Source organism: Puia dinghuensis (assembly GCF_014642875.1).
GTDB lineage: Bacteria > Bacteroidota > Bacteroidia > Chitinophagales > Chitinophagaceae > Puia > Puia dinghuensis.
This window is the reverse complement of sequence record NZ_BMJC01000005.1, coordinates 234,967-255,375: the sequence shown is the minus strand read 5'-3', so window position 1 is coordinate 255,375 and position 20,409 is coordinate 234,967. Positions and strand designations below refer to the sequence as shown.

The following is a 20,409-nucleotide window of genomic DNA, read 5'->3' as shown; positions in this document are numbered from 1 at the left end:
GAATATTAACTTAAATATATGTTTTTATGAAAAAGCTATTGCAAATGCTTTTTGTTTGCGGTTTTTTGTTTGTGGCCGGGGGCGCTCAGGCGCAGTTTCGTAGTGTTCCGGCTGCTGTGACCGATTCCTTTAAGGCCCGCTATCCGAGTGCGACGGCGGTGAGCTGGTCGGATAAGATGCTTGCGGGTGCGTTCGTGGCGACCTTTACGATGGACAAGGACAAGTATACGGCACGGTTCAACAACGAGGGGGTATGGCAGTATTCGACGAAGAAGATCACACAAAACGATCTCCCGGCGCCGGTGAAGGACGGTCTGGCCAAGAGCAAGTATGCGGGTTCGGAATGGGAGGTGAAGGAGGTGACGATGAAGTTTCTGCCTGGCACTGTGGTGCAGTATGAGATTCTCGTTAAGAAGAGCGGGATCAATCAGAAGCATCTGCTGTTCAGCAGTGAGGGGCAATTGTTAAAAGACTCCAGCACCATTTAACCGCACAAGCCATATGATACGAGCAAATTACGCGCGGCGGGTGGACATGGCGGGCCGTGGGTCGGCGGAAATGCAGCCGGCGGGAAAGGCGACGAAGGGTTGGGGGGCCGCGGGGAGGATCGGGCTCGGGGGGATACGGCGGCGGGACAGGGCGCTTGCGGGCATGATGCTCCTGGCGATATGCCTGGGGGTGAGCCCGTGGGTATCGGCGCAACCCGACCGGTGGCAGCAGCGGGTGAAATATACGATGAATGTGCTAATGGATGTGAACACCAACCGCTTTACGGGCAACCAGACCCTGGCCTATACGAATAATTCGCCGGACACCCTGACAACCGTTTTTTACCACCTTTACTGGAACGCCTTTCAGCCGAACAGCATGATGGATACGCGCAGCCGCGAACTGGGGAAGATTGTGTATTCCTCGGGCAGGCGCGGCGGGGGGCAACAACAGGATTGGGACTCCCGGGTGAGGGACCGCATTCTGAACCTGAAACCGGATGAGATCGGCTATCAGAAGGTGTTGTCGCTGACGATGAACGGGGTGGCACAGCCCTTCAAAGAGGAAGAGACTATTTTACAGGTGAAGCTTACCCGGCCGATATTGCCCCATACGACGGTGGTGTTCCAGATGAAGTTCGAGGCGCAGGTTCCGTTGCAGATACGCCGTAGCGGCAGGGACAACCCGGAGACGGGGGTTCGGTATTCGATGAGCCAGTGGTATCCGAAGCTATGTGAATATGACTATGAGGGCTGGCATCCCACGCCGTATGTGGCGCGGGAGTTCTACGGGGTATGGGGCGACTACGATGTGACGATCTCCATCGACAAGCATTATATCCTTGGCGGGACGGGATATCTCGAGAACGCCTCCGCCGTCGGGTATGGCTATGAGTCGCCGGGGACGCAGGTGGTGCGGCCGGCTGGTGACCGGCTGGTGTGGCATTTCAATGCGCCAAACGTCCATGATTTTATGTGGGCCGCGGACCCGGATTACAAGCACCTCGTACGGCGGATACCGGGTGGACCGGTGATCCATGTGTTGTACAAGAACCAGTCGGGCGATGCGCGCCAGGATACGCTTTGGACTACGCTGGCGGATGCCGCGGTGCTGGTGCTGCCGTATATAGAGAAACATTTTGGAAAATATCCCTACAAACAATATTCTTTTATCCATGGGGGTGATGGCGGGATGGAATACCCGATGAGCACCTTGCTTGTCGGTCCGTCGCTTGGTGGCGCCTTCCACGAGTGGATGCACAGCTGGTACCAGGGGATGCTGGGGACCAATGAGTCGGTGTATCCCTGGATGGACGAAGGGATGACCACCTGGGCAGAAGGGAATGTAAGCGCCTATTATTATGAAGAGATGCTGAAGCTGCATCCCGGCAACCAGGGGTTGCAGGACATCGTGGAGCGGGACCGGACACAGTTGCCGCTGAATCAGTATAATTCGTATGCGTCCTATTTCAACCTGGTGAAGAGCGGGCTGCAGGAGCCGCTCACGACGCATGCGGATCATTTCAATACGAACTATGCCTACGGCACTGCCTCCTATTCCATGGGCGCGATGTTCCTGGAGCAGCTGGGGTATATTGTAGGGGATGCGACGCGGGATAATATCCTGCTGGAGTATTACCGGGAGTGGCGGTTCAAGCATCCGAAAGCCAATGATTTCGTGCGGATCGCAGAGAAGATGAGCGGGATAAAGCTGGACTGGTATAAGGAGTACTGGGTGAATACGACCAAGACGATAGATTATGGCATCGACAGCCTTTGGGAGGACAATGGGAAGTCGAATATCCGGTTGAAGATGATAGGGTATATGCCGATGCCGCTGGATGTGGTGATACAGTACAAGGATGGCAGTAAGGAGATGGTGTATATTCCGCAGTATATCATGTTCGGGGAGAAGCCGGTGGAAGACCCTTCGATGCCGAGGACGGTGGCTGAACCCTGGAAGTGGACGAGTCCGACGTATACGTTTTCGGTGAACCGGAAATTACTGGATATGAAGGTAGTGGAGATCGATCCGACACAGCGGATGGCGGATGTGGATCGAAAGAATAATAAATTAGAGTTGAACTGGTAATAAAAAAGAGGCCACAAGGCCTCTTTTTTTTAGCAAATTAATTCTTCAATGCGATAAGGTTATAATGACTAACGGCTTTGATTAGCAGACAGCCCGGAGGCAAAGGTAGATGCTCCCGGAAGGTGAAACAATACCACTTTGTGGTAGTTCGGATAGGAGTGAGGGATAGGGTAAGCCCTTATCTACCGTAGAATTTGTTAATGGCCTCGACACGGTTGTTCACATGTAGTTTTTCGTAAATGTGATAGACGTGTTTGCGGACGGTTTCCTGGCTGATGAAGAGCCGGCCGGCGATCTCCTTATAGAGCATGCCCTGGGCCAGGAGTTGGAGGATCTCGTTCTCCCGGTTGGACAGGATGCTGATGGCCTTGCCGGCGGCGCTGGGGCTGCCAGCGGGGTCGGCGGGGGATTTTACCTGGAAGGCGTTGACGACCTTGCGGGCGATCTGGCTGCTCATGGGGGCGCCGCCTTCGTGTAGTTCGCGCAGGGCGTCCAGGAGTTTGTTGGGGGCTGTCTTTTTCAGAATGTAGCCGTTGGCGCCGGCTTTCAGGGCTTCGAATATTTTTTCGTCTTCTTCATAGATGGTACACATCATGAAAAGGATCTCCGGGTATTGCGGTTTCAGTTGACGTACGCAATCAATGCCACTCTCTCCATCTCCTAAGTTGATGTCCATCAGGACTACATTTGGCATTGCCGCGGGTATTTTCGCCAGGGCCTCTTCTGCGTCTGCATAGGAGCCAGCCAATGTGTAGCCTTCTGCCATCAGGATGATCTGTTCGAGGGCAGAGCGGATGTCTTTGTTATCATCTACAATGCAAACAGATATTGTCATGCAGCAAAGTTCTGCTGCTTTGGCGAGATGACAATACCACATTGTGGTAGTTTTATATGCGTTGCGCGCAGGGGGGCGAACCCGGAGGGGGTAGTTTTGGTGAATGTGTTAGCGGCTGGGGGTGTGGGTGTTGTGGTGTGGCGGGTGAGGGTTGGGAGAGGCGAAAGTTAGTGGGGAGGGTGAAGGGTTAGTAGTGAGGGTGATGGGGCGAGGGTTAGTAGGGGACGTTGAGCAGGTATTTGTCGCGGAAGTCGTCGAGGGGGAAGAGTTCGTAGACTTCCATGATGCGGGGGCGGGTGTTGCTTTCGGCTATTTCCGTGGTGAGGTCGCCACCCTTTAGGCAGATGAGGCCGGAGGGGTTGGCGGTGGTGGGGGCGTGTGGGGCGTCGGGATCAGTGTTGGGGGCGTATGGGCCGGAGGGGTTGGTGGTTTGGTGCGTGTGTTTTGGTTTGCGGAGGAGGGGGCGCGACCAGGTGTGGAGCTCTTTCAGCGGGGCGACGGCGCGGGAGACGGCGACGTCGAATTTGCGGTTCTTTATTTCTTCGGCGCGGGCGTGTTGGGTGGTGACGTTGCGGATGCCGGCGCCTTCGCGCACGGCGTCGACGACCTTTATCTTTTTGCCGATGCTGTCGACTAGGTGAAAGCGGGTGTCGGGGAAGAAGATGGCCAGGGGGATGCCGGGGAAGCCGCCACCGGTGCCGATGTCGATGACTTCCATGCCGGGCGTAAAGGTGAAGGCGGCGGCGATGGCGAGGGAATGCAGGACGTGCTTTTCGTAGAGGCTGTCGATGTCCTTACGGGAGATGACGTTGATCTTCGCGTTCCACTCGGTGTAGAGATGGCCGAGGGCAGTGAGCTGTTCGAGTTGCGCCGGGGTGAAGTCTGCAAAGTATTGCAGGACTATTTCCAGGCCTTCCGGGGTCTTTTCCATACCGTCGAAGAGAAGATGAGATAATAGCCGAACATCCAGATGTCGAGCAGCCACCACCAGGGGAAGAGGTCTTCTTCGCCGAGGCGGCGCATGGCCCTGTTGTAGATGAAACCCTGGATAAGAAAACGGACGCCAAACAGGATGAGGCTTATGCGCCAGTCGTAGAACAGGCTGACGACCAGCAGGGGATAGAACAACAGGTGAGAGAAGGAATAGAGGCCGAGCAGAAATTTGTGCAGGGGCTTGTAATATTTAGCCGTGGTGTAGTGACGGGCCTTCTGGCGGTACCATTCCGAGAACGTTTTTTTGGGTTCGGAGAGGGTGAAGGTGTCGGGGTCCACTACGATGGCGGTATTTTCTTTTTTTGCCACCTTGTTGATGAAGAGATCGTCGTCGCCGCCGGGTACATGGTTGAGGGCGGAGAATCCTTTATTGCGGAAGAAGAGGTCTTTTTTATAAGAGAGGTTTCTGCCGACCCCCATATATGGGTATCCGGCGAGGGCATACGAGAGATATTGGAGGGCAGTGTGGAAGGTGTCGAAGCGAATGATCTTGTTGAGGAAGCCAGGGCCTTTCTTATAGGGGCTATAGCCGAGGACCACTTCAATGCCGTCGCGATAGCCGTCCTGCATTTTCTGGAGCCAGAATTCGCTGGCGGGTACGCAGTCGGCGTCGGTGAGCAGGACGATCTCGTGGCGGGCTTCCTTGATGCCCATGCTGAGCGGGTATTTCTTACCGGGGATGCCGATGGCTTCGTATTCGAGGTTGACTACATGCAGCCCCTTGAAGGTTTTTTTGAACTCATCGAGGAGGAAACGGGTGTCGTCCTGGCTGTTGTGGTTGACGACGATGACTTCGTGGGTACTGGGGTAGGTTTGTACGAGGGCGCCGGGCAGGTGGGTGACGAGACGGGCGGCTTCGTCACGGGCGCAGATGATGACGCTGACGGGGTGTTGCTGGGAGTGTTCTTTTGGCGGGGGGGAATAGAAGGCCAGCCTTCTGAAGAACCAACCGTAGTAGAATAGTTGTACCAGGGTGATCAGGCAAAAAACAATAAAAAACAGTTCGAGCCAGGGGAAACTCCAAAACAATTTAGTCATAAGTGGTTTGCCGTACGAAAGTACACATTTTCGGCGGAGATCACCAACCCAAGGGATACCACTTACGTGGTATAGGATTGTTAATGTAAATTGCGGCCCAAACCGCTGGAAGCGGTTCGAACGAGTATGGCTGTATTACAATTTGCACTGGAGGGGGCGTGTCCGCAGTCGGCGGCGCGGGCGGGGCGGATCACTACCGATCATGGAGAGATAGTGACCCCGATCTTTATGCCTGTGGGGACGGTGGGCAGCGTCAAGGCGGTGACCCAGCAGCAGCTGAAGCAGGATGTGGGGGCACAGATAATCCTTGGGAATACCTATCATCTTTATCTGCGGCCCGGTTTGGAGGTGTTGGAAAAGGCGGGCGGGTTGCACCGGTTTAACGGGTGGGACCGGCCGATACTGACCGATAGCGGGGGATACCAGGTGTTCTCGCTTTCGGGTACGCGGAAGATAAAGGAGGAGGGGGTCGTTTTCCAGTCCCATATCGATGGCAGCCGCCACCTTTTCAGCCCCGAGAAGGTGATGGACATCCAGCGGAGCATCGGGGGAGATATCATCATGGCTTTCGACGAGTGTCCGCCTTATCCAAGCGATCATGCATACGCCAATAAGTCGATGCATCTGACGCATCGCTGGCTTGACCGGTGCTGGGAGCATTTTCATGAGACGCCGGACAAGTATGGGTATACGCAGAATTTGTTCCCCATCGTTCAGGGAAGTGTATTCCCCGATCTGCGCAAGGCTTCCTGTGCGTATGTCGCCGGCAAGGGGGCCGTGGGGAATGCTATCGGCGGGCTTAGCGTGGGCGAGCCGGAGCAGGAGATGTACGATATCTGCCAATTGTGCTGCGAGGCACTGCCGGTGGACCGTCCCCGTTATCTTATGGGGGTGGGTACGCCCTGGAATATCCTGGAGTGCATCGCCCTGGGGGTGGATATGTTCGATTGTGTGCTGCCGACCCGCAACGGACGGAATGCGATGCTTTTTACCTCGAAGGGGGTGATCAATATCGACAATAAGAAATGGGAGATGGACTTTTCGCCCATCGATGACGGCATCGATTGCGCCGTCAGCAACTATTACAGCAAGGCGTATTTACGGCATCTGATAAAGGCGAAGGAAATCCTTGGCCTGACCATCGCCAGTGTACATAATCTGGCCTTTTACCTCCACTTGGTGGGGGAGGCGCGGAAGCATATCCTTCAGGGCGACTTTGTTAGCTGGAAGCGCGAACAGGTGGAGCTGCTGAAGACGCGACTATGACCTCATCGATGTATACGACATGGGTGTTCTCGGTTTTAAGGAGCTTCTTTTTACTGACACGCAGCTTGAGCAGGGCGCGTAGTTGCCGGTAGAAGATGCGGGGAATAAATTGGATAGTATCGATGATGGATCTCCCCTTGCTTTCCTTTGCGACGATGACCAGGAAGGACAGGGCGAAGAGGGTGAAGGCGATGAACCAGGCCACGCTGAGCGAGCGAAGGATGAACCAGTCGATGACCATGCAGGCGAAGGACTGGGCCATCAGGAGGAAATAGGGTGGCCGGATGAGGTTGTAGCCGAAGTAAATAAGATTGAAGTCGAATCGACGCAGGCCAGTGAAGAGCAGGCCGAAGGCATTGCCGAGGAATTTGAAGTGGGCGGCAATCCACCGGATGCGCTGGCGTTCGAAGTTGCCCGCGTCGCTGACCTTTTCGTCGTAGAAGATGGCTTCGCGGGCGAAGGCGATGCGATCGACGCCTTTGGCGACATCGATCTGGAGGTGCTTGTCAAAGCCACCTGTCCGGCTCCGCTGATCGTATTGAATGTTTCCGTAGACCGCTTTGTGGACGGAGATGCCGCTGCCAGAGATGTTGACGGAAAGGCCGAGGAGGGAACGCATGTCCCGTTCCATGAAATTACTCAACGCTGCTCCCCAATTGTCTATCTGGGCATAGGTGGTGCTTTTGTTCTTCGATTGCATATGGCCGTAGACTGCCCGGAATCCATTGTTGTACCAGACGTTGAGCACCCGCAGGAAATCGGGGTGGGCGAGGTTGTCCGGATCGAAAATGACCACGACCTCATCGTTATTGCTGAGCTGCCGGAGGCCGTATTCGAGAGAGGCCACCTGGTCGTGTAAGGGCGCAGGCGGGACGAGGATGTGGATACGGGGGTCGAAGTAGCGTAGTTGCCGGACATCGCAGTCATCGGCGACGACGTAGACGTTGAACTTGTCGTAGGTCTGTTTCAGCAGGGAGTCCACGATGGGTGGGATGAATTCAGTGGACTGGTGGGCGGTGATGATGATGCCGAACTGGTAGTCGCGGGTGACGGATTCGTAGGGGGTGGATCGTGGCCGGATGCCGAGGGCCTTGGATACAGAGTAGATGAGCAACAGGAGGAATGGTTGCACCAGATAGGAGGCGAGGAATACCTGATAGGCGAGGTAGATACCCCATAGGATTAACAAAGTTTTTTGCATTTGTCAGATTTTTAAAAGGTGACGCAGGCAATCGATAGGGAAAATGGGGTGACGGATGATGCAGACAATGTTAGATGAGGCGGGCAATGTTAGCGGGAGAAGTGGCCGAAAGAAGTGAGGATAACTCAATATACAATTTTTAACAGCAATTTCCATACCCCGGGCCGGGTTTTAGGATTTTGCAGCGGAGGAAAATGGGGGAGATGCAGTAACTTGCGGCCACGGCGGACCAAGGGTTTGCCTTCGTATGATCAAATTGCTTGATAGATACATATTAAAAAAATTTCTCGGAACCTTTGTTTTCACGATGTTAGTGATCACGTCCATTGCGGTGGTGATCGATACGAGCGAGAAGGCCGATGATATGGTGCGTAGTGGCCTGACCGTTAAGCAATTGATCATGAACTATTATATCGGGTTCGTACCCTTTATCATGTCGATGATCTATCCGCTGATGGTCTTTATCGCGGTGATCTATTTTACCAGTAAAATGGCGGGCCGGTCGGAGATCATCGCCATCCTGGCGGGCGGGGTGCGATACAACCGGATGCTAAGGCCTTTCCTGATAGGGGCCGCTTTTCTTTCACTCATCTTCTGGCTTGCTTCGCAGTATTGGGTGCCCAGGGCCAATGAGATAAGGACCGATTTCCAGGCGGTGTATGTGGACCGTAACAGCAGCTACAACGGGGACCCTTACCGAAACAATAACTTCTATCTGCGGGTGGATCCCGTTACGTTTGTCGGATTTCGCTATTATGATACCGCGAACAAGGTGGCGACCAATTTTTTCCTGCAGAAATTGAAGGGGAATAAGGTGTATTACAATGTGCGGGCGGAGTCGGTGCGGTGGGACCCTGCGCGGAAAGACTGGAAGCTGACGACGGTGATAGAGCGGACGATCGATGGGTTGAAGGAGACGATGAAGCGGGATGATACGATGCATGTCAATCTCAATGTTCAGCCCAAGGAGCTGCGACGGGACGATTACCTGAAGGACAAGCTGACGACACCGGAACTGCAGCAATTTATTCATATGGAGGAGGTGCGGGGGTCGGAAGGACTCAATACCTTCAAGGTGGAGCTGTATCACCGGGATGCGACGCCTTTCTCCGTCATCATCATGGCGTTGATAGGAGCCGTTATCGCCAGCCGCAAGATAAGGGGAGGCAGTGGGGTGCACCTGGCGGTGGGGATCGTATTGGCGGCGATCTTCGTGGTGATGGACAAGTTTGCGGTGACCTTTTCCACGAAGGGGAACCTGCCGCCGGTGCTGGCGGCCTGGCTGCCGAATATCATTTTCAGCGGGGTGGCGGGTATATTATATGTGAAGACACCGAAGTAGAATTCACGGAGAAATCATTTGTTACTCAATATTTCGTACAGTACCTTTAACCGATAAACGAGTTTTCATGGCAAATACGAAAGAAAGGTTTAAAGAGAAGGCCGATGGCGTGGCTGCCGAGATAAAGGATATTCTGAAGGAGCATGGCAGTAAGAAGATTGGAGAAGTTACGCTTTCGCAGATCTACCAGGGTATGCGGGGTATCACGGGTCTGGTGACGGAGACGTCGCTGCTCGATGCCCAGGAAGGGATACGCTTTCGTGGTTTTTCCATCCCCGAGCTGCAACAGAAGCTGCCGAAGGCGAATGGCGGGACGGAGCCGCTGCCGGAGGGGTTGTTTCACCTGATGTTGCTTGGTGAGCTGCCTACGGAAGAAGATGTGCACGATATTACGGCAAACTGGCAGCGCCGCAGCCACGTGCCGAACCATGTATTTGCCGCGATAGAGGCTTTGCCAAAGGATTCTCATCCGATGACGCAGTTTGTCATCGCGATCATGGCGTTGCAGACCGAAAGCAAGTTTGCCGACCGATATGCCAAGGGGATGGCCAAAAAGGATTACTGGGAGGCTGTATTTGATGATTCGATGGACCTGATCGCCCGGCTGCCCCGGGTAGCGGCATATATCTACCGGCGGAAGTATAAGGACGAGGATCATATCCATCCTGATGGTCTGCTGGACTGGGCGGGGAATTTTGCCCACATGCTGGGATATGAGGATGAGACTTTCCGCGAATTGATGCGGCTTTATATGACGATACACGCCGATCATGAGGGGGGTAATGTGAGTGCGCATACGACCCACCTGGTGGGTTCGGCGTTGAGCGATCCGTACTTGTGTCTTGCCGCGGGGATGAACGGTCTCGCGGGGCCCTTACATGGGTTGGCCAACCAGGAGGTGATCAAGTGGATACTGGAGATGCGGGAGGAGCTGGGTGTTGAGCTGCCTTCGAGTGCGCAGATCGATGCGTATGTACGCAAGACGCTGAGCGAAGGCCGCGTGGTGCCAGGTTATGGGCATGCGGTGCTGCGGAAGACGGACCCGCGGTTTTCGGCGCAGATGGCATTTGGTAAGCGGCATTTACCGGATGATCCGCTCGTCCAGACGGTGTGGAACATCTATGAGACGGTGCCGCCTATTCTGCAGTCGCTTGGAAAGATAAAGAATCCCTGGCCCAATGTGGATGCGCATAGTGGCGCATTGCTGGTGCATTATGGGTTGGTGGAATATGAGTTTTATACGGTGTTGTTTGGGGTGAGCCGGGCGCTTGGGGTGTTGGCGAGTCTTTGCTGGGACCGGGCGTTGGGTTTCCCGCTGGAGCGGCCAAAGTCCGTGACAACCGAACTAGTGAAGGATTGGTTGAAGGGAGAAGGGGAGATTTGGGGGGAGTAGGGGGCCGGTGGGTACCTGGAAAGAAATTTGGAGAAACTGTCTCTCTTAATTATGAGATCCTGTGTTAAGACCCAATTAATTTTATTTTTTCTAATTTTGTCTTTTAGGCGGTTTTAAGCCAGCCTGTTTAGGGAGCAGCTTCGGCTGCTCCCTAATTTTTATTCGGCTATTTTATGCTGCTGCCCATTTTCTGGTTCCTGTTTCTGTAAATACTTTTTATCATAGGGTGTATTGGTTTTATATGGTATAATCGGCAAAACGAATTGTCTTAATTAATAAAACCAAATGTCCCGCTTTTAGGTAATGTCTCATTTTGAAATTCAGCCGGGATGATTATTGCCAAAATACTGTTGTAGAACTGGTAGCAATGTTTCCGGGTCTGGCAGAATGAACCATGTGGGGTTTCCAGGTCTACAGGTGGGATATCCCAAATCTGGATTTTCTTCGTTCCATTCATTGACATTGTGTCTGATCCCAAAGGCAGTTGACCCGTCATGAAACTCCAATTCGGCTATAGAGAATTCGAAAGGTTCATTGGTGGTTCCATCATGAAGAACTCTAATGACCCTATTAATACGATTCATTGGATAAATGACATCTTGTGGATTGATCGGCATATATTTTGAACTTTGGTTTGAAAATCAACTTATTTTAATCTTTCGGTAAGTATAGATATCCAATGATTGTCCCAACGCAGGTAATAACATAGCGGATTAGTTCATAAGGCTGAAAGGAATTGGCCCTATTTAAAAGGTCAATTTGCTCGAAAATAAGCCCAGACATTATAAAAATCAACAATACCAACAGGATTAAAGCACTTGCGCGTTTGTATTTTGGTGCAACCGTAAAGCCAGTGTGGATATAAAAGTAGGCTCCTAAAACGGCTGGCAACATTTCAGAAATATTTATTGCCAATTGACTTTTCCAATTAAATATCTCGCGGAAAAATGTCCTTATTATCCATGATAGTGCTCCAAACCAGATGGCAAACGTCAATATAGACAGAGGTAAAATGAGAATCCACTTGAGCCAATTTGGGGCTTTTTCCAATGGTATGTTGATCAATTCTGAGGCAAGGGATTTCTTATTTACCGGGCCAGAAGATGAATGATTCATCGTTCAAGGATTAATTATCCTCAAAATGAGGCTACAACTGAAATGCCTAATTTATGAGCAGCCTTAGTAAGCGCCTCAAATATTTTGTCTGAGACCCCCGGCTGATGTTTCAGGTCAGAAATTATCCTATATCTCAAAGCTGTTACTTCAGCATCCTGTTCATTCCCGTAAGGACCTACTTCAACCAATATGTGTTTAGACATATCTCCACCAAAATAAGGAAGTAATGCAAGCTGATTAGAAATTTCCCTTTGTTTTTCTGCATCCGATAACATAATAAATTAATTTAATTGATTGGTGGCTTGCGGCCCGAAGTGATACCTGAAAATAAAGGCATGTAATTCATCTTGCAGTTGCTCAATTGTGGGCTTCGGAACAACGACAGGCAAAGCGCCATTTCTCCCTATCTTTTCCTTTAGATAAGCTTCCAGACCATTTACTATGATCGTGTGCATCTCGTAAACTTCATTTAAACGTAGATTTTCAGATTGATAAACCTCAAATAAGGCTATGCTGCTGCAATTAAAATGGAAAGAATTTCCGACACCCTGGACCTCATAATTTAACGTTAACTGGACTATTGCCGGAATTCCTTCTTGGTTCACAGCTCTTATGAATGTTAAGAATGGCGCACCCTGACCCTTAAACTCACCAGTGAATTGAGGCTCCGAAAATTCGGACCTTACATGCTTATAGATAGGCTTTTCCATTTGAAGATTTTTACAAATCTATGAAAAAGAGGTACTGTTCTTGCAAACATAGGAGACAGCCTCACTCTTTAATAGGGGGTGCAAAATGCGATTTTCAAGTTTTGTATATACAAATCAAGAAATCCAATAACTCAGTTGGAGGCCTACCCGCGAAATCCTTCATTTTCAACCTTTGCTGCCAAGCCCTCGATGCCTGACGCCCAAAAATTATGATTTGTATATACAAAACATCCAAACTCAAAAAATCAACGCTTCCTCCGCGGCGAAAAGGCCGTCTCCTAATTAAGTGAGACGGCCGCTCTTGCGTTGGGGCCGGGTCTTTGAAGGGCCTAGGGCTTACGTCCAAAGGGCGTGTGGCCCTTTGGGGGGCCGGGATGGTTTGCCGCGGGCTGGCTAGAGGGCCTGGCGGATGTCGGCGAGGATGTCGTCGCGGTGTTCGAGGCCGACGGAGATGCGGATGAGGCCGGGGGAGATGCCCACGGCGGCGCGTTCTTCGGGGGTGAGTTTGGCGTGGGTGGTGCTTGCGGGGTGGGAGGCGATGCTGCGGGTGTCGCCGAGGTTGGCGGTGAGGGACAGCATCTTCAGGTTGTCGAGGAATTTCCGTCCTGCTTCGAGTCCGCCTTTCAATTCGAAGCAGACGATGCCGCCGCCGTTCTTCATTTGCCGGCGGGCGATGTCGTACTGGGGATGGGCGGGATGGAAGGGATAACGGAGGCTGGCGATGGCGGGATGGTCTTCGAGGGCTTGTGCGAGGTAGAGGGCGTTGGCCGAATGCCGTTCCATCCGAACGTCGAGGGTTTCGAGGCTTCTGCTGAGGATCCAGGCGTTGAAGGGGGAAAGGGAAGGGCCGGTGCTGCGGCAGAAGAGATAGACTTCTTTGATAAGATCTTTGCGGCCGAGCACTGCTCCCCCGAGGACGCGGCCCTGGCCGTCGATCCATTTAGTGGCGGAGTGGATGATGAGATCGGCGCCGTAGTCGATGGGGGTTTGGCCGATGGGGGTGGCAAAGCAGTTGTCGACGTTGAAAAGCAGGTTATGCTTACGGGCGATGGCGCCGGCGGCGGCCAGGTCGACGATATCGAGACCGGGGTTGGTAGGTGTCTCCAGGAAGATCATGCGGGTGTTTGGCCGGATGGCGGCTTCCCAGGTGGATGTATCCGTGCTTACATAGGAATATTCGATGCCGTATTTGGGGAGGTATTTGGTAATAACGGTGTGGGTGCTGCCGAAGATGGCGTTGCAGGCGAGCAGGTGGTCGCCTTTTTTCAGGAAACTAAGAAAGGAGGCCACGATGGCGCTCATGCCGGAGGCGGTGGCGAAACCGGTTTCCGTGCCTTCGAGGGCGGCGAGGCGGTCGGTGAATTCCTGTACGGTGGGGTTGCTGAAACGGCTGTAGATGTTGCCTTCTTTCTCATCGGCGAAGACGGCCCGCATCTCTTCGGCATCTTCGTAGCAGAAGCTGCTGGTGAGGAAGAGGGGGGTAGTATGTTCCATTTCGGGGGTCTGGCCGGCACGGATGCGGATGGCTTGAGTTATGCGGTGAGTGGACATGTAATTTATTTGGTGTGGTGAAGCGTATTGTTATTATAGACGGTTTCGCCGTTGACGCTCACCTGCCAGGTGATAATGCAGCGGGCTTCGCGGAGAGTGGCGGCGACGGAGCAATATTTGTCCATGGACAGTTCGCAGGCTTTTTTTGCCTTATCGGGGTCTATGTCACCTTTGAGGGCGAAATGGATGTGGACGGTTTCCCAGAGGGTGGGTTCTTTGCCTTTTTCCCGTTCGCCTTCTATGGTCATATGAAAGTCTTCTACGGCCTGTCGTTGTTTGTTGAGGATGGAAACGATGTCGATGCCGCTGCAGCCGCCAAGGCCCATCAGCAGTAGTTGCATGGGGCGGACGCCGAAGTTGGCGCCACCGGTTTCAGGGCTGCTATCCAAGCGTACGGTATGTCCAAAGGCGTCTTTTGCTTCGAAACCGAAGTCTCCGCTAACCCTATCCAGCTCGATCCTAGTCATAATTGGAAGATTTTTGCAAATTTACGGGTGTTAAGGCCTTATTTTGCAGCGAAATTGGACGGAGTCCAATTTTGTTCACGAGGCCGGAGGCCGAAATGAACAGACATTATGCGAATTGCGGCAAAAAATTATTTTTTCTCCATTTTTTGCCGAAATTAAAATTGAAGATTGGCTTAATGAATTATTTTATTTCTGAAGACCTTTTTGTGTTGGAAGCGGGCGGGTCTCTGCCCGGGATTACGATAGCCTATCATACCTATGGACGGCTGAATGCGGACCGCAGCAATGTAGTATGGGTTTGTCATGCGCTGACTGCCAACTCTGATGTTGCCCGCTGGTGGCCGGGGGTGGTGGGGGAGCATGGGGCCATCCGGCCGGAGGAGTATTTTATTGTTTGTGCGAATATATTGGGGTCGTGTTATGGGAGCACGGGACCGGTTGGCGCGGGTCCCGGCGTTGGGGAGAATGGGGTGGGGAGGCCGGAAAATGGGGGGGAGCGGGCGTTGTATAGTGCGTTTCCGATGATCACGATCCGGGATATGGTGCGGGCGCATATTTTGTTGCGGAAGCATCTGGGGATCGGGAAGGTACATTTATTGATGGGGGGAAGCATGGGTGGTTATCAGGCGCTGGAGTGGGCTGTGATAGAGGCGGGGGTGATCGAGCGTTTGTTCCTTATCGCCACTTCCCCGACGGAGAGCGCCTGGGGGATCGCGGTGCATGCTGCGCAGCGGCTGGCGATAGAAGCGGATACCAGTTGGCGTGACCGGTCGCCGGAGGCGGGGCAGAAGGGATTGAAGGCGGCGAGGGCCATCGGTATCCTCACTTATCGTAACTATGGTATCATGGTGCAGAAGCAGACGGATATGGATGCTGAAAAGCTGGATGGGTATCGGGCTGCTTCCTATATCGAGTACCAGGGGAAGAAGCTAGTGGAGCGATTCAATGCGTATTGTTACTGGCTGCTGACGAAGGCGATGGATAGTCATCATATTGGTAGGGAAAGAGGGGGGGATGTGGAGGCGGTGCTGCGCGGTATGAAGCAGAAGACCCTGATCATCGGGATCACGAGCGATATCCTTTGTCCGGTGGCGGAGCAGCGGCATATGGCCGAGCATCTGCCGGATTCGCGGTTTATCGAGATAGATTCGGCCTATGGCCATGACGGGTTTATGGTGGAGGGAGACAAAATAGCCAATCACCTGCGTGACTGGCTATCGGCTGGTTAGAAGTTATGTGACCCGCTAGGGGATCTGCAGTTTTCCCTGATAGTAATCCAGCACTTTTGTTCGGAAGATGTAAGCGTATTTGGCGGCTGCCAGGTTGATAGCTGCCTGGTCGCTGCGTGCCTTGGACGGAATATAGACGTCGGCAGTGATCACGCCTTCGGTGAACCGGATGTTCTGGATGCGGAAGGATTCGGCATAGGCAGTGGCCTGGTCGGTGTAAAATTTATAACTTTTATAGGCGGCGATCATGTTCTGGAAGGCGAGCTCAACGGACTGTTGCAGGGCCAGGCGGGTATTGCCCGCGGTGAGCTCTGCATTTTTCAGGTTGATCTTTGCGTTGCGGACATTGTTGCGCACTTTAAAGCCGTTGAGGATCGGGATGTTGAGGTAGAGACCAACGTACTCGGACCGGTTGTCGTGGAATTGGGTGCCCCAGGGGATCTTGTTGTTGCTGTTGAGTGCCGTGGCCGCGCTGTTGTAGTAAGAATTGACATTACCATTGAAGCTCAGGGTGGGGAAGTATGCGCCTCTTGCCACTGCAAGGGCTTTTTGAAACCCCATTACCTTTAACGATGTCGATTGGATATTGGGAACGGTTTGCAGGGCGCTGTTATAAATGCTGTCGGGTGAAGCCTGGTAGTCGGTGATGTTCGCGGTGGCAACGCTATTTTCGAAATCGATATCCCGTTTGTAAGGGACGTTCATCAATTGGAAAAGATTGACCTTGGCTGCTTCCAGGTTATTGACGGCGGTGGCGATATTGACCTCGTCCTGGGCCACCTGGCCCCGGAGATCGGTGAGTCCGGAAACCACCAGCAGGGCGCCTTCCCTGTTCTGGTTCTCGAGCCGGCTGAGCTGAACGGTATCGGCGTTCTCCTGTTCGCGGATGGTGGCCAGCTGGTCGCGGGCACTCAGGACCGAAAGATAGGCCAGCAGGACGCTGAGAGTGATATTATCTTTTTGGTATCGGAGGTCGAGCCTGCTGGCGTCATAGACATACCGGGCCTGCTTGATCCCGTTCTGCAGTTGCAGGCCGGCAAAGATGGTAAGCCCGGCGTTGAGGTTATAGTTGCCGTTACCGGTCTGAGCGGTGACATAAGTATAGTTGGTGGTGTTGAGGCTTCGGCCGAAGTTGATACCCTGGCCGGCGTTGGCGCCGAGGGTGGGCAGCATCAATTCCCAGGACTGGTCGAAAGCGACCTTGTAGGTTTGTGACTGGAGGTCGGCCTGGTTGACCACGAGATTGTTACGGATGGCGATGTCCACGGCCTGGTGCAGCGTAAGCAGAGAACCGATGGAGTCCGCTGCCGGGGATTGGGCATCCAGTCTTGTGGTGCATAGGGCAAAGGACAGAAGCAGGAGAGAAAAAGATGAATAGCGCATAGTTGTTATTATATTATCTGTGCCGGGCGGTCGCGGGCGGTCAATTAAAATTATCGATGCGGCCGTCCAGCAGATTGATGATCCGTGAGCCGTAAGCGGCGTTCTTTTCCGAGTGAGTCACCTGGATGATGGTGACGCCTTCGTTGTTAAGCTGTTTGAACAGATCCATGATCTCTTCGCCTTGGCGGGAGTTGAGGTTACCGGTAGGTTCGTCGGCCAGGAGCAGTTTGGGTTTGCCGATGAGGGCGCGGGCGATGCCTACGAGTTGTTGCTGGCCACCGGACAGCTGGGTGGGGAAGAGGTCTTTTTTTCCGACGATCTGGAACCGGTCGAGGATATCTGCGACCATGGCCTGGCGTTCGGAGCCTTTTATATTCTGATAGATGAGGGGTGTTTCGATGTTTTCGTATACGGTGAGTTCGTCGATGAGGTGGTAGGCCTGGAAGACGAAGCCGATGTATTGTTTGTACAGTTGGGAGCGTTGTTTTTCTTTTAGTCCATGGACGCCCTGGCCCAGGAAGAAGTATTCGCCTTCGGAGGAGTCGTCCAGCATGCCGATGATGTTGAGTAAGCTCGATTTGCCGGAGCCGGAGGGCCCCATGATAGAGACGAATTCCCCTTCTTTTATATCCAGGTTGATGTCCTTGAGGATGAAATTGGGTTTTCCGCCGACATTTACCCATTTCGAGATGCGCTTGAGATCGATCATAGTTTCTTCTGTTAGAGATTTGTACTTGGGTTTACTATACTTGCAACCGTGTGCCGGTTTATAAGTGTTTGATAATTATGTTTTTGTGAGGGTGTGGGCCTCATTGTAGTGCGATTTTGATACAAGAAGTGTACGGTTTTGATACAGTTCGGGTATTGAGTGGCGTGGTCATTCCGTTCGCAGGTTTTTTACGGGGTTGGCGGCAAGGGCGCGGAGGGTGAGAGCGCCGATGACGATGAAGGCGATGGACAGTATGAGGCCTTCGGTGAGCAGGAGGAGGCCGGCGTTGATGGTGACCCGGTAGGCGAAGTTATCCAGCCAGCGGTGGATGAGCCACCAGCTGAGCGGCAGGGCGATGGCCGAGGCGATGAGCGCCAGGCGGATGAAGTTGCCCGATATGAGGCGGAGGATATTTCCATTACCGGCGCCGAGGACTTTGCGGATGCCGATCTCCTTTGTCCGGCGTTCGATGGTGAACAGGGTGAGCCCGATGAGGCCCAATGTTGCCAAAAGGATCGCCAGAACAGTGAAAAAGCTGATGGCCTGGCCCAGGAGTTTTTCTTTTGCGGCGAGGCGGCCGAAGTTGTCGTCGATGAAGCTGGTTTCGAGGTTTTCACCCGGGAGGATATTCTGTTCTGTCTGTTGCAGCCAGTCGAGGAAGGCTGCGGGGTGGCCGCCGGCGATATGGATGGCGAGGATGGAATTGCCCTGGGGGCTGAAGCGCAGCACGGCCGGGCCGATCTTATCCCGGAGGGAGGTGTAGTTGAAGTCTTTGACGACGCCGATGACCCGTTCGCTGCCGTTGAGGAGGGCGCCGATGGGTTTGAACAGGCCCATGGCGGCGACGGCCGATTCGTTGAGGATAAGGGAGTTGGTATCGGAGAGCAGGTTCTTATCAAAATTCCGGCCGTCGGTGAGGTGGAGTCCGAGGGTGGTGATATAGCGTTCATCTACCGGGAAGGTTTGGAGGAGTACTTCTTTTTGCATGGCTGCGGTGCGGTAGCTACCCCGCATCAATGTGCTGCCAGTGGGTGCGCCGGCGCAGAGGCTGGTGCTCGTTACCTGGGATTGCTGGTCGATGAGGTGGCGGAGCGTTTGGAATTTCCGGGTGATGTCGAGGTTGTTGAGGGCCTGGACGTCCTGCAGGAGGATGACGCCGTCGGAGCGGAAGCCTTTGTCCTTGTTCTTCATGTATTGCAACTGGCTGTAGACGACCAGGGAGACGAAGAGGAGGCCGATGGCGATGGCGAACTGGAGGGTCACGAGACTATTGCGGAGGCGGGGCGTATTCCTGCCGCTGCCTGCCGTGGAGCGAACGGTGAGGCCAGCCCGAAAGCCGGTGAGATAGATGGCGGGGTAGATGCCGGCGAGCAGACCGATGGCGACAGAGAAGAGAATGAGCCAAAGGTAATTCGCTGAGAGGAAGGGGATGGGGCCGGTGAGTGCGGCGCCTGTCGAATATTGATAGAGGAAGAGGATGACCTGGATGAGCCCGCAGGACAGGAGCATGGCTAATGTGCTAAAGAGCAGTGATTCCTTGAGGAGTTGGGCGATGAGTGTCCGGCGGGGGGCGCCGAAGGTTTTTTTGAGGCCGATCTCTTTTGCGCGGATGGAGGAGCGTGCCGTGACGAGGTTGATGTAGTTGATGATGGCCAGCAAAATGAGGAGAATGCTGATGGCGCTGAGGAGCTGGACCTGGGTGAGGTTACCGCCGGGGTTATCGTCGAATTTCAGGTTCGAGTGGAAGTAGATGTCGGTGAGGTGTTCGGTATAAAAGAAGACGGAAGTGCCTTTTGTTTTCCATTGGGCGTAGGTGTCGGTGGAGCCGCTGGCGGGGTAGACGACCTTTTGACGGAGGCGTTCGAGCCAGGCATTGAGGCCGGCAAGAGAGCCCTGGGGTTTTAGCTTGACATAGTTATAGGTTTTGACGTTCCACCAGGAGGAGGTTTCTTCGGCTGTCCGTCGGGGTTGGGGCAGCAGCAACTGGGGGTCGATGGTGGATTTGGCGAAGGTCTCTTTGAGGACGGCTACGACGGTGTAGGGGGTGAGGTCTTTCCCGACATAGATGGTTTGGCCGACGGCTTGTTTGCCGCCGAAGAATTTTTGTGCCTGGGATGCCGAGAGAATGGCCTGGCCGGGGGCGAGACCATTTTGGGGGAGGGCGCCGGCGGCTGCTTCGTGGGAGAAGACATGGAAGAAGGAGGAGTCGATGAGGTAGCTGATGATACCGGTGAAGGCCCTGTCCTGGCGGTTGGTGCGGACGGGGTCACTCTTGGTGTCGAAGCCGGTGGCGTCTTCGACGTCTTTGCAGGAGGCGATGGCCAGGGGGCGGAGCATGGGCTGGCTGAAGGCGAAGGGGCCGAGCTGGAAGAAGTCGGTGCCTATGCGGGCGATGCGATCGGCGTCGCGGAAATGGTGGTCGGTGCTGAGTTCGCGTTGGGTGTAGACGAGGAGGATGAAGGATGCGGCGATGCCGATGGCCAGGCCGCCCAGGTTGATCAGGGAGAATACGGGGTATCTTTTTAGTTGGCGGAGGGCAGGTTTTATCAGTGTGTTCATAATTAAAACTAAGGTTTTTTGGTGGGTTCGCGTTAGG

General features: G+C 53.7%; 18 protein-coding genes. 6 read left to right on the top strand and 12 right to left on the bottom strand.

Going from position 1 to position 20,409, the window contains the following annotated elements:
* Positions 1–26: 26 nt before the first annotated feature.
* Both IEY39_RS22770 and IEY39_RS22765 read left to right on the top strand, forming a co-directional pair.
* Positions 27–488, top strand: a complete 462-nt coding sequence (locus tag IEY39_RS22770) for a PepSY-like domain-containing protein (RefSeq protein WP_188936048.1) — start codon at positions 27–29, stop codon at positions 486–488.
* A 13-nt stretch (positions 489–501) separates the two neighbouring features.
* Entirely contained in the window at positions 502–2,580 is a 2,079-nt protein-coding gene (locus IEY39_RS22765) for a M1 family metallopeptidase (protein ID WP_229689038.1), read from the top strand.
* A gap of 178 nt (positions 2,581–2,758) precedes the next feature.
* Here IEY39_RS22765 and IEY39_RS22760 read toward each other — a convergent pair whose 3' ends face one another.
* The 3 genes from IEY39_RS22760 to IEY39_RS22750 all read right to left on the bottom strand — a co-directional run bounded on the left by IEY39_RS22760 (position 2,759) and on the right by IEY39_RS22750 (position 5,446).
* Complete coding sequence (locus IEY39_RS22760; protein ID WP_188936043.1) at positions 2,759–3,415, bottom strand: response regulator; 657 nt, start codon at positions 3,413–3,415, stop codon at positions 2,759–2,761.
* Between the two features lie 214 nt (positions 3,416–3,629).
* Entirely contained in the window at positions 3,630–4,346 is a 717-nt protein-coding gene (gene rsmG / locus IEY39_RS22755; RefSeq protein WP_229689037.1) for a 16S rRNA (guanine(527)-N(7))-methyltransferase RsmG, read from the bottom strand.
* The gene (locus IEY39_RS22750) at positions 4,316–5,446 is read right to left on the bottom strand and encodes a glycosyltransferase (RefSeq protein ID WP_188936041.1); all 1,131 of its coding nucleotides are present in this window, start codon (positions 5,444–5,446) and stop codon (positions 4,316–4,318) included. Before IEY39_RS22750 ends, rsmG begins: the two co-directional genes overlap by 31 nt.
* 126 nt (positions 5,447–5,572) lie before the next feature.
* Between IEY39_RS22750 and tgt the strand changes: the two genes are divergently transcribed.
* Positions 5,573–6,712: a tRNA guanosine(34) transglycosylase Tgt gene (gene tgt / locus IEY39_RS22745; RefSeq protein WP_188936039.1), complete on the top strand. Its 1,140-nt coding sequence runs from the start codon at positions 5,573–5,575 to the stop codon at positions 6,710–6,712.
* Here the strand turns inward: tgt and IEY39_RS22740 are convergent.
* On the bottom strand, positions 6,666–7,913 hold the full coding sequence (locus tag IEY39_RS22740; RefSeq protein WP_188936037.1) for a glycosyltransferase family 2 protein: 1,248 nt from the start codon (positions 7,911–7,913) through the stop codon (positions 6,666–6,668). The genes tgt and IEY39_RS22740 overlap by 47 nt on opposite strands.
* A 247-nt stretch (positions 7,914–8,160) precedes the next feature.
* Between IEY39_RS22740 and IEY39_RS22735 the strand changes: the two genes are divergently transcribed.
* Together IEY39_RS22735 and IEY39_RS22730 are read left to right on the top strand one after the other, a co-directional pair.
* Entirely contained in the window at positions 8,161–9,255 is a 1,095-nt protein-coding gene (locus tag IEY39_RS22735; protein ID WP_188936035.1) for an LptF/LptG family permease, read from the top strand.
* 67 nt (positions 9,256–9,322) lie between these two features.
* On the top strand, positions 9,323–10,648 hold the full coding sequence (locus tag IEY39_RS22730; protein WP_188936033.1) for a citrate (Si)-synthase, eukaryotic: 1,326 nt from the start codon (positions 9,323–9,325) through the stop codon (positions 10,646–10,648).
* Positions 10,649–11,299: 651 nt separating this feature from the next.
* Here IEY39_RS22730 and IEY39_RS22725 read toward each other — a convergent pair.
* The 5 genes from IEY39_RS22725 to IEY39_RS22705 form a co-directional block, all read right to left on the bottom strand.
* Positions 11,300–11,764: a hypothetical protein gene (locus IEY39_RS22725; protein WP_188936032.1), complete on the bottom strand. Its 465-nt coding sequence runs from the start codon at positions 11,762–11,764 to the stop codon at positions 11,300–11,302.
* A 20-nt stretch (positions 11,765–11,784) separates the two neighbouring features.
* On the bottom strand, positions 11,785–12,039 hold the full coding sequence (locus IEY39_RS22720; protein ID WP_188936029.1) for a hypothetical protein: 255 nt from the start codon (positions 12,037–12,039) through the stop codon (positions 11,785–11,787).
* Positions 12,040–12,045: 6 nt separating this feature from the next.
* Entirely contained in the window at positions 12,046–12,474 is a 429-nt protein-coding gene (locus tag IEY39_RS22715) for a hypothetical protein (protein ID WP_188936027.1), read from the bottom strand.
* A 393-nt stretch (positions 12,475–12,867) separates the two neighbouring features.
* Positions 12,868–14,025, bottom strand: coding sequence for a trans-sulfuration enzyme family protein (locus tag IEY39_RS22710; RefSeq protein WP_188936024.1), 1,158 nt, complete (start codon positions 14,023–14,025; stop codon positions 12,868–12,870).
* A gap of 5 nt (positions 14,026–14,030) precedes the next feature.
* Positions 14,031–14,492 carry an OsmC family protein gene (locus IEY39_RS22705; RefSeq protein WP_188936022.1) on the bottom strand — a complete coding sequence of 154 codons (462 nt, stop codon included), beginning with the start codon at positions 14,490–14,492 and terminating at the stop codon, positions 14,031–14,033.
* 176 nt (positions 14,493–14,668) lie between these two features.
* On the opposite strand from IEY39_RS22705, the gene IEY39_RS22700 reads away from it, so the two are divergent.
* A complete protein-coding gene (locus IEY39_RS22700) occupies positions 14,669–15,721 on the top strand; it encodes a homoserine O-acetyltransferase family protein (protein WP_188936020.1) in 1,053 nt (350 codons plus the stop codon).
* A gap of 15 nt (positions 15,722–15,736) precedes the next feature.
* Here the strand turns inward: IEY39_RS22700 and IEY39_RS22695 are convergent, their stop codons facing one another.
* The 3 genes from IEY39_RS22695 to IEY39_RS22685 form a co-directional block, all read right to left on the bottom strand.
* A complete protein-coding gene (locus IEY39_RS22695; protein ID WP_188936018.1) occupies positions 15,737–17,104 on the bottom strand; it encodes a TolC family protein in 1,368 nt (455 codons plus the stop codon).
* Positions 17,105–17,144: 40 nt separating this feature from the next.
* Positions 17,145–17,813, bottom strand: coding sequence for an ABC transporter ATP-binding protein (locus IEY39_RS22690; RefSeq protein WP_188936016.1), 669 nt, complete (start codon positions 17,811–17,813; stop codon positions 17,145–17,147).
* 168 nt (positions 17,814–17,981) lie between these two features.
* Positions 17,982–20,372 (bottom strand): FtsX-like permease family protein, encoded by a 2,391-nt coding sequence (locus tag IEY39_RS22685; RefSeq protein ID WP_188936014.1) that lies wholly within the window; start codon positions 20,370–20,372, stop codon positions 17,982–17,984.
* Positions 20,373–20,409: the final 37 nt, after the last annotated feature.